This window comes from Microbacterium kribbense, from assembly GCF_039537285.1.
Classification (GTDB): Bacteria; Actinomycetota; Actinomycetes; order Actinomycetales; family Microbacteriaceae; genus Microbacterium; species Microbacterium kribbense.
In genome coordinates this window covers 1-15,467 of record NZ_BAABAF010000001.1, presented here as the reverse complement: position 1 = coordinate 15,467, position 15,467 = coordinate 1, and the positions used below count along the sequence as shown (strand labels likewise).

General features: G+C 68.7%; 13 protein-coding genes. 7 read left to right on the top strand and 6 right to left on the bottom strand.

All coding sequences use genetic code 11. The features are described 5' to 3' along the window. The first annotated feature begins 71 nt into the window (after positions 1 to 71). Positions 72 to 2,021, top strand: a complete 1,950-nt coding sequence (locus tag ABD705_RS00065) for a glycosyltransferase (RefSeq protein ID WP_344779280.1) — start codon at positions 72 to 74, stop codon at positions 2,019 to 2,021. Here ABD705_RS00065 and ABD705_RS00060 read toward each other — a convergent pair. Beyond that, positions 1,998 to 3,770 (bottom strand): DUF4012 domain-containing protein, encoded by a 1,773-nt coding sequence (locus ABD705_RS00060; RefSeq protein WP_344779279.1) that lies wholly within the window; start codon positions 3,768 to 3,770, stop codon positions 1,998 to 2,000. The two genes, ABD705_RS00065 and ABD705_RS00060, sit on opposite strands and share 24 nt — an antisense overlap. A gap of 557 nt (positions 3,771 to 4,327) precedes the next feature. Between ABD705_RS00060 and ABD705_RS00055 the strand changes: the two genes are divergently transcribed. After that, positions 4,328 to 5,179, top strand: coding sequence for a nuclease-related domain-containing protein (locus ABD705_RS00055; RefSeq protein WP_344779278.1), 852 nt, complete (start codon positions 4,328 to 4,330; stop codon positions 5,177 to 5,179). A 33-nt stretch (positions 5,180 to 5,212) separates the two neighbouring features. On the opposite strand, the gene ABD705_RS00050 is transcribed toward ABD705_RS00055, so the two are convergent. Both ABD705_RS00050 and ABD705_RS00045 read right to left on the bottom strand, forming a co-directional pair. Beyond that, positions 5,213 to 6,622: a dihydrolipoyl dehydrogenase family protein gene (locus ABD705_RS00050; protein ID WP_344779277.1), complete on the bottom strand. Its 1,410-nt coding sequence runs from the start codon at positions 6,620 to 6,622 to the stop codon at positions 5,213 to 5,215. 53 nt (positions 6,623 to 6,675) lie between these two features. Further along, entirely contained in the window at positions 6,676 to 7,728 is a 1,053-nt protein-coding gene (locus tag ABD705_RS00045) for an EamA family transporter (protein WP_344779276.1), read from the bottom strand. Positions 7,729 to 7,767: 39 nt separating this feature from the next. Here ABD705_RS00045 and ABD705_RS00040 point away from each other — a divergent pair, with 39 nt between their 5' ends. From ABD705_RS00040 to ABD705_RS00025, 4 genes are all read left to right on the top strand, one after another. Next, complete coding sequence (locus ABD705_RS00040; RefSeq protein ID WP_344779275.1) at positions 7,768 to 8,346, top strand: CGNR zinc finger domain-containing protein; 579 nt, start codon at positions 7,768 to 7,770, stop codon at positions 8,344 to 8,346. Positions 8,347 to 8,571: 225 nt separating this feature from the next. Next, positions 8,572 to 9,531: a cytochrome c oxidase assembly protein gene (locus ABD705_RS00035; RefSeq protein ID WP_344779274.1), complete on the top strand. Its 960-nt coding sequence runs from the start codon at positions 8,572 to 8,574 to the stop codon at positions 9,529 to 9,531. Continuing rightward, positions 9,528 to 10,400 (top strand): cytochrome c biogenesis CcdA family protein, encoded by an 873-nt coding sequence (locus ABD705_RS00030; RefSeq protein ID WP_344779273.1) that lies wholly within the window; start codon positions 9,528 to 9,530, stop codon positions 10,398 to 10,400. Before ABD705_RS00035 ends, ABD705_RS00030 begins: the two co-directional genes overlap by 4 nt. Continuing rightward, entirely contained in the window at positions 10,397 to 11,620 is a 1,224-nt protein-coding gene (locus tag ABD705_RS00025) for a redoxin domain-containing protein (RefSeq protein WP_344779272.1), read from the top strand. Before ABD705_RS00030 ends, ABD705_RS00025 begins: the two co-directional genes overlap by 4 nt. A gap of 25 nt (positions 11,621 to 11,645) precedes the next feature. Here the strand turns inward: ABD705_RS00025 and ABD705_RS00020 are convergent, their stop codons facing one another. Further along, positions 11,646 to 12,530 carry an alpha/beta hydrolase gene (locus tag ABD705_RS00020; RefSeq protein ID WP_344779271.1) on the bottom strand — a complete coding sequence of 295 codons (885 nt, stop codon included), beginning with the start codon at positions 12,528 to 12,530 and terminating at the stop codon, positions 11,646 to 11,648. Positions 12,531 to 12,633: 103 nt separating this feature from the next. Between ABD705_RS00020 and ABD705_RS00015 the strand changes: the two genes are divergently transcribed. Then, positions 12,634 to 13,656: an LLM class flavin-dependent oxidoreductase gene (locus ABD705_RS00015; RefSeq protein WP_344779270.1), complete on the top strand. Its 1,023-nt coding sequence runs from the start codon at positions 12,634 to 12,636 to the stop codon at positions 13,654 to 13,656. 106 nt (positions 13,657 to 13,762) lie between these two features. Here ABD705_RS00015 and ABD705_RS00010 read toward each other — a convergent pair whose 3' ends face one another. Beyond that, on the bottom strand, positions 13,763 to 14,617 hold the full coding sequence (locus ABD705_RS00010; protein ID WP_425561999.1) for a cation diffusion facilitator family transporter: 855 nt from the start codon (positions 14,615 to 14,617) through the stop codon (positions 13,763 to 13,765). A 188-nt stretch (positions 14,618 to 14,805) separates the two neighbouring features. Beyond that, positions 14,806 to 15,174, bottom strand: coding sequence for an ArsR/SmtB family transcription factor (locus ABD705_RS00005; RefSeq protein ID WP_344779268.1), 369 nt, complete (start codon positions 15,172 to 15,174; stop codon positions 14,806 to 14,808). Positions 15,175 to 15,467 lie beyond the last annotated feature (293 nt).

Sequence of the window (15,467 nt, the reverse complement as noted above, 5' to 3'; positions counted from 1 at the left end):
CTCTGCACTGATCACGGCGACGCATAGGTCTATTGTGGGGGCAAGCGTTGTGGGGACGAGAGTGGGGAACGATGCGTGTGCTGCGGGTCGCGCACCATGGAGTGGTGTCTGCGTGGCGTGAGCGCGAGCGCCGGTTGATCGCACAAGGTGCCGACGTCCAGCTTATTTCGGCGGCTGCGTGGAATGAAGGCGGCCGCACAGTGCCGTTGGACGTCGAAGGCGACCGGTTCGTCACCGGTGCCCGCACCATTGGTCGCCATCCCAGCGTGTTCCTCTTCGACCCGCGGCCGATCTGGCGCGCGATCGGCCAGCGACCGGACCTCATCGACCTGCATGAGGAGCCGAATGCGCTGGCGACCGCCGAGGTGCTTCTGATCCGATGGTTGCGTCGGTGCCGCGCCCCCTACGTGCTGTACTCCGCGCAGAACATCAGCAAGCGGTATCCGATCCCGTTCAGATGGATTGAGCGACTCTCACTGCGTGGCGCCGCCGCCGCATACGTCTGCAACAACGATGCCGGCCGCATCCTGATCTCAAAAGGCCTGCGCGCCCCTGCCGTGCTTGTTCCTCTCGGCGTCGACACGGGCGTCTACGCGCCGCGTGAGCGGGAGGAGCCGTCCACTGAGCCGGTGATCGGCTACGTCGGCAGGCTTGAGCGACATAAAGGAGTGCATGTCCTGATGCGTGCCGTCGCCTCGCAGCCGCAGTGGCGACTGCACATCACTGGAGATGGCTCGCAGCGCGTCGAACTCGAGGCGCTCGCTCGCGACCTCGGCGTGAGCAATCGCGTGCGCTTTCTCGGGCATGCGCACGGTCACAGCCTTGCGCAGCGCTTTCGCGATCTTGACGTTCTCGCCGTTCCATCGCTGCCCACCCCGCGATGGCTCGAGCAGTTCTGCCGGGTAGCGGTGGAGTCGATGGCATCCGGAGTCCCCGTCGTGGCCAGTGATTCGGGTGCGATCCCCGACATCGTCGGCGGGGCGGGGGTCCTCGTACGACCCGATGACGCGGTTGCGCTCGCGGCGGGAATAGCGGCGGCGCTGGAGCGCTGGCCGGAGCTGCGCGGCTATGGGATCACGCGGTCCCGACAGTTCACCTGGGATTCGGTCGCGAACGCGCAGCTGCAGATGTATGCGGAAGTGCTCGGTGACACCGCGACTACGCATGAGCCCGAGGCTCTGGTCGTGGCGTACGGACCGCCTGACGACCTCGATGAATGCCTCCGGGCCCTCGACCGACGCATTCCGGTCACCGTCGTTGACAATTCATCATTGTCTGCGACGCGGGAGGTCGCCGAGCGTCATGGCGCGCGCTATGTCGATGCCGGCCGTAACCGGGGTTTCGCGGGCGGAGTGAACCTCGGCTTGCGGACGCTCGTCCGTGCGGGCCTGTCAGATCGCGACGTGCTGTTGCTCAATCCCGATGCCCGCATCGGGCCGGACGCGGTCCACCAGATGCGCGATGTCTTGCGCGCAGGCAACCGCGTTGCCGCCGTTGGCGCGACGCAGACCGAACCCGGTGGTGGTGGTGCGGTGCGCGTGTGGTGGCCGTTCCCCACGCCCTGGGGGGCATGGATTGAGGCGCTCGGCCTCGGAACTCTGCAGCGGCGCCGGGGTTTCGCAATCGGATCGGTCTTGCTTCTCAACGCCGAGGCGATCGCGCACTTGGGAGGCCTCGACGAGAGGTTCTTTCTCTACGCCGAGGAAGTCGATTGGCAGTATCGGGCGCGGCGGCACGGATGGGACATCCTCGTGGCTGACGTGGACGCGACTCATGTCGGCGCGGGGACGGGAGGCGACCCGTCGGTGCGCGAGGGCCACTTCTATGCGAGCGGCGAGTTGTATGTGCGGAAGCACTACGGGGCGCTGGGCTGGCAGATCTATCGTGGCGCGAACGTCGCCGGCGCGCTGGTTCGTTCGACGCTGCTGCCCGGCGAGCGTGGCGCGGCGGCACGCCGCCGGCTGCGCTTGTTCACTGCCGGACCTGTTGCGCTGCGGTCAGCGGCAGGAAATGGGCGTTGACAAGATCTTCGGGTCGTTCATCATCGGCGTGTGCAGAATGGTCGGGCTGGCCTTGCCTGCATGCGCGGCGGTGAAACGGAACTGGACGGTCTTCTTCTGACCGGGCTCGAGCAGTACGGTCGCCGCGCTGGTCGGGAACCCGGCGTCGACAACGTCTGGGGTATTGGTGGCGCGGCCGTCGACCGAGACCCCGCCGAGGAAAGTCCCCGCGGGCGCTGCCACCGTCACGATGGTGCGGATATCTCCCGCCGGCGTACCGTTCAGGCCCCAGCCGGTCACCGGTCCGGGCAATGAGGTTGCGGCATCCTTCGGCGCACTGCTGCTCACGCTCACGCGGATGACCACGTCGCGCCGCCCGTCGGGGCGGCACTGCCTCGTTCCGCTGGTGATCGTCGTCTGCAGGAATGGATCCATTTTGGCGCCGGTGGCATCGTTGAAGTACACAGCGTATGCGTCGTTGCCGGCGAGCCTGTGCCGGACGGAGGGCCCCCCGAGGACTCCGGAACCGAGTACCTTCTGCTCGTCGCCATGGGAGCTCCAGAGTGAGATCCTGCCCTCCGCCAAGGGCTGTCGCAATGCGTTCACGAGGGCAAGCGGATCGGCGCTGCCGTCGGTGAGGCGCTGGAAGACTGCGGTCGCAACGGCGCTGAAGAATGGATCCTGATTCTCCACAGCCAGCTGCAGGTACGAATTGACCAGGAGCTCGTGGACGGCATTGTCCGCCGTCAGCGCAACGCCCTCGATCGTGACCGGCCCGGTCACTCTCAGCAGTGCAGCCAGCACATGGGGATCGATGGCGGCGACGACGTCGGGGTCAGCCTTGGCATGCGTGCGCCACCACGCTGACGCCAGCCGTGCCGTGACGGCAAAATCTGCGGGCATTGTCGAGTTCTGTACGTGCGTACCTACGACGCCGCCATACAGCGCGGACGTTGACGTGGGCACAGTCGCGACAGGTTCCCCGGCAGCAGGGAATTGCGCGTCGCTGGCCACGCCGCCGAGTGTGATCTCGCCTTGGTTGGTGACGAGGTCGACGAATGTTCCGCTGATGCCCCCGGCTGTCCGAACCTCTGCGTTGTTCTGCACAATGACCAGGGTGTGGCGGATGCCGTCTGCGCCGAGCAGCCCTGGTGCGATGCGCATGAACGGGGCGGCGGCATGCACCAGAGGAGCGACCTCATTCGTGACGACGTCAAGCTGGGCCATCCCTCTGGCGACCACGGGTATCAATGCATCGGGATTGACTGTGTCCAGATCATGCTGTCCACGCTGGAGTGCGAAATCGGCGGTAGAGAGCGCGTCAGCGACTTTGGCCAGCGCGTCGACGTCGATTGTGCCGGGCTTGGCCCGTAACCGCTGCAGCTCAGGAAGAAGCGGGACGGCGAGGTCATTGATCAGAACATCCAGCTGCGCGGACGCGACCCGTACAGCGGCGAGGTTCGGTCCGATCACCGGGAGCACTTCAGTGGCACGCCAGATCGGGTCGGATGTCAACGAGGCGGCATCGGAGACATGCGGAGCCATCTGTCTGGTGATGTCGTCCACGCGTGCAAGGTCTTGGTCATGGACCGCCGACTGCAGCTCAGAGATTGCGGGCAGCACTGCATCAAGCTGTTGCTTTGCCAGAAGGGCCCGTGCGCCGACCCAGGCCACGGCCGCCAACAAGACGACCACCGCCGCCGTGAGCCCCAGGAACAGCCACCGTGCACGTATCGGCTGACGCTCTGGTCGCGCATCGCTGTGGGGCATACCTGTGAATTGTAGGCCACCCCCTCACTGTCGCCGCTGCTCACCGGCATAAGGGGTTTGCAGGGCCGGTTGTTCTCCATTCGCGGCGTTCTCAGCGGCAACAGTGTGCCCATGACCGCCGCAACGTGACGAACCTGAGGATTGCCTCAAGAGTGCTCGGTGTCCCCCGAACGGGGGACACCGATCGGGTATGGTGAGAACTGTTCGAACGCACTGGGGGCGTGAAGAATACAGGCACCTGACACCGGCGAAACCACTGGGGAGTGAGACCGGCTGGGTGCTCAAGAATATTCTGCACGCGATGCCACAGGCGTGGGTGTCGCGAGCAGAGGCCGAGAAAGCCGTCTCACGACACCCACGAGGTGGTCATCCTCGTGACGCGGCACGTCTGGGGAACGCGCGCAGGCCGAACTGGGGGCTCGGTGCGTCGAGAGGCGTCAACCAGGGTCAGGCTACCGTGAGCCTACTGCTGGCGGCGCGAGGGACACGAGCTGTGATCAGAGGAGATTCGCCCGCCGCTCGGCGACGGTCCGCTGCGCACTGATAGCTTCAAGCCCATGACGCCTCAGCCCTTGTCCGACGACAAGCGGATGCGCCTGCGCTATGCGGGCACCTGCCATCTGTGCGGCACCGCGTTGCCGGCCGGTGAGCCCGCCGTCTACGAGCGCGGGGCCCGGCGGGTGCGCTGCATCGAGTGCGCCGTGCCTGCGGCACAGCCGGCTGCGCAGCGGGCAGCATCGATACCGGCCCCTACGGCAGATCTCGATTCCGGTGTCGCAGGCGCCTCCGCGCGCCGCGAGTACGACCGCCGCAAGGCGAGCCGCGAGAAGCGAGTCCGCGAGCGTCACCCGAAGCTCGGCGGGCTCATCCTGGCGGTCTCCGACGATCCGCAGACCACCCGGGCCTGGCAGCAGGGCGCCATGGGCGAAGAGCTCCTCGCCGAGCGGCTGCGGGACCTGGCCGCGCCGGTGCAGGTCCTCAACGATCGCGGTATCCCCGGCACGAAGGCCAACATCGACCACATCGTCGTCGCGCCGTCCGGCGTATGGGTCGTCGACGCCAAGCGCTACAAGGGCAAGCGGCCGGCGCTGCAGGTCGACGGCGGCATCATCCGTCCGCGGGTGGAGTCGCTGCGCATCGGCGGCCGTGACGGGACCCGGCTCGTCGAGGGTGTCCGATCTCAGATCGCCCGGGTCGCGGCCGCTCTCGACGACCCGAGCATCGAGATCACCGGCGCGCTGTGCTTCCTCGACGCGGACTGGCCGCTTCTGGGCGGCGGCTTCACTGTGAACAGTGTGCACGTCGCGTGGCCGCGGCTGCTGGTGGGTCAGATCAGATCTGCACCGGATCGGGGCGCCGACATCGCCGCGATGCACGCCCGCCTGGCCGCGGCCTTCCCGGTCGCCTAGCACTGAGGCGGGTGCGCCGGGCCGCCCGGTCGGTCAGGGCTCGAGGTAGGCCGGTGTGAACAGCAGCGTGAAGCCCTCCGCCATCGTCGGATGGGTGATGATCGTGTCGCGCAGGCGCGCGTAGTCCATCCCCGCCTGCAGGGCGACCTGCACGACGGTGATCGCCTCGCTCGATTCGGTGCCCAGCAGCGCCGCGCCGAGGATCTGCCCGGTGGGCCGGTCGATCACGGCCTTCCACGAGCCGTCGAGGTGCCCGACCGTCCGCGCCCGGGGGATCGCCGCGACGGGCATCCGGGCGATGCGCACGTCGTGGCCGGCGGCGCGCGCCTCGGCCTCGGTCATGCCCACGCGTCCGAGCTCGGGCGTCGTGAACACGCAGTACGGGATCAGCCGGCCACGGGTGCTGCGCATCGAGGCCTCGCCCGCCGCGGCGAGGTTCGTCGACAGCACGCGATAGTCGTCGTACGAGGCGTGGGTGAACTGCGGCGTGCCGGCGACGTCGCCGGCGGCCCAGACGTGGTCGGCATCCGTGCGCAGGTACTCGTCCGTGACGATGTACCCGCGCTCGTCCAGTTGGACGCCCGCCCGCTCCAGCCCCGCGCCGGCCGTCATCGGCGTGCGTCCGAGCGCGACCAGGATGTCGTCGGCCGACACGGTGTCGCCGGAGGCGAGCGTGACCGTCACGCGTCCGTCGGCGGTCCGGGCGATCTGCTGCGCCCGCGCGCCCAGGTGCAGGGTGATCCCGGCCTTCTCGAACTGCGCCTCGATGAGTGCCGAGACATCGACATCCTCCCTCGGCAGCAGGTGGGCGGGCCCCTGCACGAGGGTGACGTCGACGCCGATCCCGGCGAGCAGATCCGCGTACTCGCAGCCGATGTAGCCGCCGCCGAGGATCACGATGCTCGCCGGCAGGCTCGTCAGCCGCAGGATCGTGTTCGAGGTCTGCACGGATGAGGTGGCGAGGCCCTTGATCGGCGGGAGCGCCGGTTCGGTCCCCAGGTCGACGACGACGTCGGCGCCCCGGAGCATCCGCACGCCGCCGTCGTTCAGCTCGACCTGCACCGTCCGCTCGGCGACGAAGGTCGCCTCGCCCATGATGAAGTCCATGCCCGAGCCGATGAACGCCTTGCGCTGACCGGCCACCATCGTGCCGACGACATCCTCCTTCCGGTGCCGCAGCAGGTCGATGTCCACGTGCACGTCGTCCACGCCGGCGACGCCGAACTCGCGCGCGCGGCGGATCGTGTCGAACACCCGGCCGCTGTTGATGAGGGTCTTCGTCGGGATGCAGGCCACGTTGATGCACGTGCCGCCGATCATCGACCGCTCGATCATCGCGACCTTCGCGCCGGCGCTCGCCGACTCCATCGCCAGGGTCTTGCCGGCCTTGCCGCCGCCCACGACGAGCAGATCGACATCCTCGACCGCGGTGGCGTCATCCATCGGCTGTCCTCTCCGTGCGTCGTCGTCGGCACCCGGGTCTGCGGCGCCCGACGTCACCCAGTATGTGACGCGGTCGGCTCGGTGTCGATGGGAGGCTCGGTGTCGATGGGAGGCTCGGTGTCGATGGGATGCTCGGGCACCGGCTCGACGAACGCGGCCGCCGCCGGCTCGCCGAGTTTGACGACGATGACGCCGGCGAGCACCAGCACCCCTCCGACGGCCTGCAGCGGATCGGGGAGCTGACCCAGCATGATCCACCCGAACAGCAGCGCGGCGCCCACCTCGGCGAGCGCGACGAACGAGGACAGTCGCGAGCCGAGCATGCGGGTCGAGGTGATCCCGAGCACGTAGGCCAGCGCGGTGGCGAGCAGGCCGATGGCGAGCACCGGGACGAACCACGGGACGGTGCCGAATCGGTAGGCGACGTCGTGGGTCGACCAGGCCATCGGCAGGATGCCCACGGCGCCGGCAATGGTCAGGCCGGCGGCACCGACCAGCAGTCCGAGGCCCGCGAGCGCGATCGGCGGCAGGCCGGTGTCGCCGCGGCCGGAGAGCACGAAATACGTCGCCGCGCCGACCATCGCGCCCAGTGCCCACAGGATGCCGACGCCGCTCACGGTGGCGCCGGTGAGGATGTCGAGCATGAGCACGAGGCCGGCGAACGCGATCACCGCTCCGAGCATGCTGCGCTTGCTGGGCCGCTCACCGCGCCGTGCCCAGAGCCAGCCGATCACAGCGATCGGGGCAGTGTATTCGACGAGCAGCGCGATGCCGACATCCATCACGGCGACGGCCTGGAAGTAGAACAGCTGGGCTCCCGCCACGGCGAGCAGTCCGTACGCCGCGATCATCCCGGCGCCCCGGCGCACGACGCGCCAGCGGCCGCGCAGCGCGATCAGAGTGGGGACCAGCAGGACGAGCGCGGCGGTCCAGATGCGCGCCGTGACGGCGGCGCCCGGCGACCAGCCGGCATCGATCAGCCCGCGCGCCCAGGGGCCCGACATCCCGAATGAGAAGGCCGCGCCGAGTGCGACCAGCACGCCGGCTCCGATCCCGGAGCCCTGGCGCGCGGAGGGCGCGCGCATGTCACTGGCCACTGTGCTCATGGTCAATGACATTACGCGGGGATGAGGTAAGGTGCCAACATGATTTTCGCCGAGGACACACAGGAGTCGCTGCGTGCGGCCGTGTGGCTGGCCAACAGTGCACAGGAGCCGGACACGCTCACCGATCAGGCCGCCCTGGCCGCGTTCCTCGCCGAGTTCCCCTACACCGGGCGCATCGACCGCGACGAGGCCGAACTCACGGCGCTGCGCGAGCTGCGGCCGCAGCTGCGGCGGATGCTGCTGGCCCCGCGCGACGCGATGGTCGAGCATGTCAACAGCGCGCTCGCGGCGGTCTCGCTGACCCCCCGCCTGGTGCGGCACGACAGTGCCGACTGGCACCTGCACGGCGTCGCCGACGACCATCCGCTGGCCGAACGCATCCTCGTCGAGACGGCGATGGCCCTCGTCGACGTCATCCGCACCCATGAGGGCAGCCGGATCTCGGTCTGCGCCGATGCCGACTGCGCGGCGGTGGCCCTGGATCTGTCCCGCAACCGCTCCAAGCGCTACTGCTCGCCGACCTGCACGAACCGCAACGCAGTCGCCGCGTATCGCGCGCGGCGCAGCCGCGCGACCAGCCCGGATGAGCAGCGTGGCGCGATGAGATCACCGCACTGACGGCACCAGAAGCGCTGACGCGGGTTCATCGCCCGGGCCTCCGGCAACCCCGGTGACGTCGACATCACGGCATCCTGACAAAGCCTGCGGGGTTACGATGGCGTCGATGTTCGTGTTTCTGGTCGTCGAACGGTGTTGATCGGGGTTCTCTCCGGCATGCCGATGCCGCCAGGTGCGGGCTCCGCCACCGGCGCTGCCGCGATGGCGGGCCCAATGTGGATGCCGATGCACGCGGCCACCACGGCGCGCCTGTTCGCGTGGCATCCGCAGCCGATCCCGATGCTGCCGGTGATCGGGCTGGCGCTGGCAGTGGCGTACGTCATCGGCGTCGTGGTTCTGGTGCGCCGCGGCGACGGGTGGCCGGTGATCCGAACCGCGTGGTGGATGGCGGGCGTGTTCACGATCGAGCTGATGACTGCGACCGGGTTCGACGGCTACGGGATGGTGCTGTTCAGCGTCCACATGATCCAGCACATGATGCTGACCATGGTGACGCCGATCCTGCTCTGCCTCGGGGCGCCGATCACCCTGTTGCTGCGCGCGCTGTCGGGCGGCGGTGCCCTCCGGCACCGGCTGCGCACGCTGATTCTGCGCGTGGTGCACTCCACGCCCGTCGCGGTCATCGCGAACCCGGTCGTGACCGGCACGCTCTTCCTGTTCAGCCTCTACGTCATGTACTTCACCCCCCTCTTCGACGTGCTGATGAGCAATGTGTGGGGGCACAACCTCATGCTCCTCCACTTCGTGCTGATCGGGATGCTGTACTTCTGGGGGATTCTCGGTGTCGATCCGAGTCCGCGTCGAGGCGGCGGCCTGATGGGGCGCGTCGCCAGTCCGGTCGCCCGCATCGCCGAGATGGCGCTGCCCATCCCCTTCCACGCCTTCTTCGGCGTCGTGCTGATGATGGCCAGCACCGTCGTGGTGGCGTTCTACGCGCATCCGGGGAGCGGACTGCAGGTCACCGCGCTCGGCGACCAGCGGACCGCCGGGGGCATCGCATGGGGGTTCACCGAACTGCCCACTCTTCTGGTGCTGTTCGTGCTGTTCGTGCAGTGGCAGCGCAGCGACAAGCGGCACACCGCGGCCGCGGATCGTCGCGTCGAACGCTTCGGCGACGTCGAACTGGACGACTACAACGCCCGGCTGCAGGCGCTGGCGGCACGTGACGGTGAGCAGGGGCGATGACCGGAGGCACCGTCGGCTTCGCCTTCGTGCTCGGGATGGTCGCGCTGCTGAATCCGTGCGGGTTCCCGCTGCTCGCGGTCTATCTCGCGTCGTTCGTCAGCGGTGAGCGCCGCACCTGGGCCGCCCGGATCTATGCGGGTCTGCGCGCCGGACTCGCGCTGACGATCGGCTTCGTCGCCGTGTTCGCGGCGGCTGGGCTGCTCGCGGGATCGCTGCACGCGGTCGTCACGACCCTGGCGCCCTGGCTGATGGTCGCCGTCGCCGTGGCCATCGTCGCCCTCGGCGTTCTCACGCTGAGCGCAAGAGTGATCCCGGTGCACGCAGCCGTGCCGTTCCGCAGCGGGCCGGGGTTCCTCCCGATGACGGGATTCGGCATCGCTTATGCGGTCGGCTCGCTGAGCTGCTCGCTGCCGATCTTCGTCGCGGCCGTCGGCAGCGGCCTCGCGTCGGGCTCCGGCGTGGTCACGGCTGCCGTCGTGGTCGGCTACGGGCTCGGGATGGGGCTGTTCGCCACCGTGGTCGCGCTGATCGCCTCCTTCGCCGGGGCCGTGACGTTCGGCCGGCTGCGGCGCGTCGCAGCCGTGCTGCCGCGCGCAGCGGGCGCGGTGTGCATCGTGATCGGGCTGTATCTGATCGCCTATTGGGTGGGGCAGGCGGGCGGGCCGCAGGTCGTCGGCCAGGCCACTCTCGTGCTCGACACCGTGCAGGAGGCGATCGTGGCGGCGATCGAGGACGCGTGGCTTCCGATCGGCGCGGCGCTGGCCGCGATCGTGATCGTGGCGCTGGTGGTCGCGGCCCGCCGCACCCGCCCCGCGGCGCGGGTTGCGGCATCCGCCGACCAGGGCCCCCGAGGAGGAGGAGGACGATGACGGCGGGACCGGACGAGGGGCCGCGCAGCCCCTGGGAGCGCACATGGGTGCTGTGGACCTCGTCGGCTGCACTGCTGGTGGTGATCGTGGCCCTGGTGGCCGTCGCGCTGGGAGGAGGCGGCGGATCGGCCGCGGCTCCCCGGGCCGCCGCCCCGGTGCCGGCCGGGCTGAACCAGGCGACCGCGGCCCTGCTGGGTGTCGCGCCGGGGGCGAGCGACCCCGTTTCGGCCCCGCCCTATCGCCTCACCGACCAGCACGGCCACGTCGTCGACTCGATGAGTCTGCAGGGCAAGGTCGTCGTGCTCATGTTCAACGACGACGAGTGCACCGACCTGTGCGCGATGCTGGCCAGCGACATCGTCGCGGCCGATCATGACCTGTCGGCGGCGGCGAAGACGCACGTGGAGTTCGTCTCGATCAACGCCAATCCGTACTACCCGAAGCCGTCCGACGTCGCCGCGTGGTCGCGGCAGCATGGCCTGGACGCGCTGCCGAACTGGGAGTACCTCACCGGCACGCCGACACAGCTCGCCGCCGCTGCAAAGGCCTACGACGTGCCGATCGAGCTCGACGCGGCCACGCGGACGATCTCGCACGGCAGCCAGATCTTCGTGATCGATGCGCAGGGTCGCATCGTCGAGCAGGCCGCGTTCGGGACCGAGTCGGCCGACACGGCACCGTACGCGCACGGGCTGGCGGTCCTGGCCGACGACGCGCTGCCGAGCCCGGAGCGCGGGCACGTCGCCGGCGCGAATCTGGCAGCGGTCATCGCCGGCGGCACCGGTGTCGGCGACTCGCCGACGCCGATCACCGGGCCTGCGCTGAAGGGGACGACAGCCCTGAGCACGGCATCCACTCGCGGGCGCTACACGGTCGTCGACTTCTGGTCATCGACGTGTGCGGCCTGCGCCGTGCAGCTGCCCGAGGACCAGGCCGAGGCGAAGAGCCTGGGTGGCGCGGTCGCCTTCCTCGGCGTCGACGTCGACGACCCGGCGGTCGCCGGCCGCGCTCTCGCGACCCGCACGCACGCGACGTTCCCGACCGTCCGCGACGCCGATGGCAGCCAGGCCGCGCGCTTCCGCGTCAGCGAACTGCCCTACACGGTCGTGCTGTCGCCGACCGGGAAGGTCGTGCTGCGGCATCCCGGCCTGTTCACCGCCGATGAGCTCGACTACGTGCTGCACAGCATCGATCAGGCGCTGCCGGGCGGGGGTGACTGAGGGGGAGCTCCTGACTGCGCGGGTGTCAGCTGTTGACCTCGATGAACCCGGCCAGCAGCGGGCCGAGCACGTCCCAGCGCGAGCCGATGGCATACACCGGGGTGAGGTGGTTCTGCCCGTAGAGGCGCTGCATCGGCGGGTAGCTGCCGTGGCGCGCGTGCCAGGCCGTGACGAACTGCGCGGCGTGGTCCTGGAACTCGGGCTCGTCGAACTCGCCCACCGTCAGCAGCAGCGGCAGGTCGGTCTCGAGCAGTCCCGGCAGCGATGCATAGTCGGCCCAGGCCGCAGTGTCCTCGCCCCAGTAGGCACGGTGCGTGGCGTTGTGCGACGCGCGTGAGACGTCGTACAGGCACGACACCAGGATGGCGCCGGCCACCGCCCGTCCGTGCGGGCCGTAGCCGCCGTGCCCGACCACGTAGTCGGCGATGTGCATGGCGCCCGCGGATTGGCCGGCCAGGAAGATCCGCGACGGGTCCCCGCCGTGCGCGGCGACGTTGTCCACGGTCCAGGTGATCGCGGCGGCGACATCCTGGGCGCCCGACGGGTAGCCGAACTCCGGGGCGAGCCGGTAGTTGATGACGACGGCGACCCACCCCTGTTGCGCGGCCCATGCGCCGAGGTTCGCGAAGTACGGCGTCTGGTCGGAATCCTTCGCGCCACGCACGAACCCGCCGCCGTGGACGTAGACGAGCACGGGCCGGCCGCCGGGGACGTCGGTCCGCCGATATACGTCGAGGACGTTCCGCTGGTGGGGGCCGTAGCTGAGGTCCTTGACGGTCTCGACGCCCTCGTAGATCGCCGGGTCGATGTCGGGGGCCGTCAGGGCGATCGTGCCCTCGACCATCTCGGGGACGAGCGCGGTCCCGAGCGCCAACAGCGCGCTCCGGTGCTGTGCGAGGGATTCTGCCATGGGTTCCTCCATCGCCTTCGACGATACGGCACGACGCCAGGTCTCGGGATGCTGCGAGTGCGGCAGACTGAGGGGCGGAGCAGAAGGCGAAGGAGCCGGTGCAATGGTGGATCTCGAATTCGGTGTGTTCGACTGGGTGGATGTCGCCAAGGGGCGCAGCATCGCCGACACGTATGACGACCGGATCGCGGTCGCGCAGCGTGCCGACCGCGGGCGATTCGAGCGGTATCACATCGCCGAGCACCACGGTGCGACGCTCGGCCTGGCAGCCTCGCCGGGGCTGTTCGCGGCGGCGGTCGCTCGGCAGACGCAGCGCATCCGGCTCGCGCCGATGACCTTCGTCGTCCCGCTGTACGAGCCGCTGCGGCTCGTGGAGGAGATCGCGATGATCGACCAGCTCTCGCACGGCCGGCTCGAGCTCGGCATCGGCAAGGGGTCGTCGCCGATCGAGGCGCGCATGTTCGGGCTCACAGCTGATCAGATGCGCGAGCGCTACGAGGCATCCCTGCCGCGAGTCATCGAGGCGCTCGAGACCGGTGTCTATCGCAATGAGGCCGGCGAGGCCTTTCCGCTCAGCATCCGGCCCGTGCAGGGTGCGTTCACGACCTGGTATCCGACGTCCAACCCCGACTCGATCCGCCAGGCAGCGCTGAACGGCCAGAATACGATCTTCGGGTTCGCGTTCAAATCGCCCGGGGTGGATGTCATCCGCGAGCGCAGGGACATCTACTTCGACACCCGAGGAGGCCTGGCCTCGGACGGCAAGGATCCGCGGTTCGGGGTGCTGCGGCATGTGTGCGTCGCCGCCACCGAGGCGCAGGCCTGGGAGCGGGCCGAGGCGGCGTTCGCCGACCACTACGACAATTTCACGTGGCTGTGGCGACAGCATGGCGTCGACCAGCCGCCGCAGCCCGATCTGCACCAGCTCGTGGCCGATCACCTGTTCTTCGTGGGATCGCCCGAAGCCGTGACCGCGCAGGTCGCGCACGTCGTCGAGGCGACCGGCGTGAACTACGTGGCCGGCGCGTTCAGCTGGGGTTCCCTCCCCGTCGCCGACGCGCTGACCTCGATCGACCTGTTCGACACGCAGGTCATCCCCGCGGTCCACAAGCGCCTCGCCGGCTGACCGGGGAAGGGGCCCCCGCGGGTAGGAGGATGGTGAAGTCGACGTCGGCGTTGGTGCGCATGTGGTCGGGCTTTTGCCTGCGGACCCTGGCCGTGAAGAAGATTGATCAGTGGCAGCGGATGGTGATGGCGAAGTCGTCCAGGTTTCGTAGCGCACCACGCAGGTGTGCTTCAGCATGCTCCGCTACCGACGTCGCAGCATCCAGACCAGAGGCATCCACCTCGATCGTGGCGGAACCGGTCAGGCGGTGTCCGATCCAGCGCATCCGCAGTTCACGCACTCCGTGCACACCGGTTGTGCTCGCGAGGGCGTGCTCGGCCCTGTCGACGAGTGTGGGATCGATGGCGTCCATCAGGCGGGCACCGATTGACTTCACCGTCCCCCACAGCAGTACAAGGATGGATGCCGCGATCAGCAGACCGATGATCGGGTCCGCGAGCGGGAAGCCCAGGAGCACGCCGATCGCCCCGAGAACCACCGACAGCGACGTGAACCCGTCGATGCGGGCATGCACGCCGTCGGCAACCAACGCAGCTGATCCGATCCGCTGACCGACCCGGATGCGGTAGACTGCCACCGCCTCATTGCCGGCGAACCCGATCACCCCGGCGGCGACGAGCACCCAGGGGTTGTCCACCGTCGTCGGATGGATGAAGCGGTCGACCGCCTCCCAGCCGGCAAGGACAGCGGACAGTGCGACCACCACGACGATGAACATGCCGGCAAGGTCTTCGGCACGCCCGTATCCATACGTATAGCGGCGGCTTGCTCCCCGGCGGGCGAGGGCGAAGGCCACCAGCAGCGGGACTGCTGTCAGCGCATCTGAGAAGTTGTGGATCGTATCGGCGAGAAGTGCGACCGACGAGGTGAAGACCACGACGACCGCCTGTAGGGCCGTCGTCAGGAGGAGAGCCCACAGACTGATCCACAGCGCCCGGACACCGGCTCTGTTCGCTTCCATTGCGTCATCGATGGAGTCCGCCGCGTCGTGGCTGTGGGGCACGAAGAGCCCGTAGAGGAGTCCCTTGACCCCCGTCGGGTGTGAGTGCCCATGCTCATGAGTGTGGGTATGTGCATGCTCGTGCGCATCACCGTGAGAATGCGTGTGCTCGTGGCCGTGCGGCGCCGGCAGCTGTGGGGGATGCTGGCTCATTCTGATTCACCCGCTTGCGGGTGGTGATGCCTCGGGGTGCCGCCCAGCGAATGCTCGGCCTGAAAGATCGCGTCCGAGACGAGCTGTCGGGCGTGCTCGTTCTCCAGGCGGTAGAAGATTCGTTGCCCGTCCTGGCGTGTCGTCACAATGCGGGCCATACGCAGCTTCGCCAGGTGCTGCGACACCGACGACGGTTGCTTGTCAACGATGTCAGCGAGGTGGTTCACCGATAGCTCACCCATGTCGCGCAACGCCAGAATGATCCGCACCCTCGTGGCATCGGCGAGCATCGAGAACACCTCGACCGCCAACTCGACGTACTGGCTATCGACCAGACGCCCGCAAACTTCCGCATCTGCATCCATACGCAGATATTATGGCGGATTGCCCATGGCCGCAGCCGGTATCGCCGGGTCCGACGCCGGTGACGTCGCGATTTTCAGCTATTTTGGAGAGTCTCTTGGGTGCTCACTGGTGCTCATTCACCGCGTGATTCCGCGGCTCGGGTGCTCATCGACGCTCGTTGGTAACAGCCGTTTTCGTGGAGGTCCCGGCACGTTGGTGACGTCCCCTGGGGTGGTGTAGTTCTCGGTGCTGAGTGTCACGTCGTTGACGTGGTGAGCCATCGTGCGATGGTCAGTGAGAACCGACTAAAGCT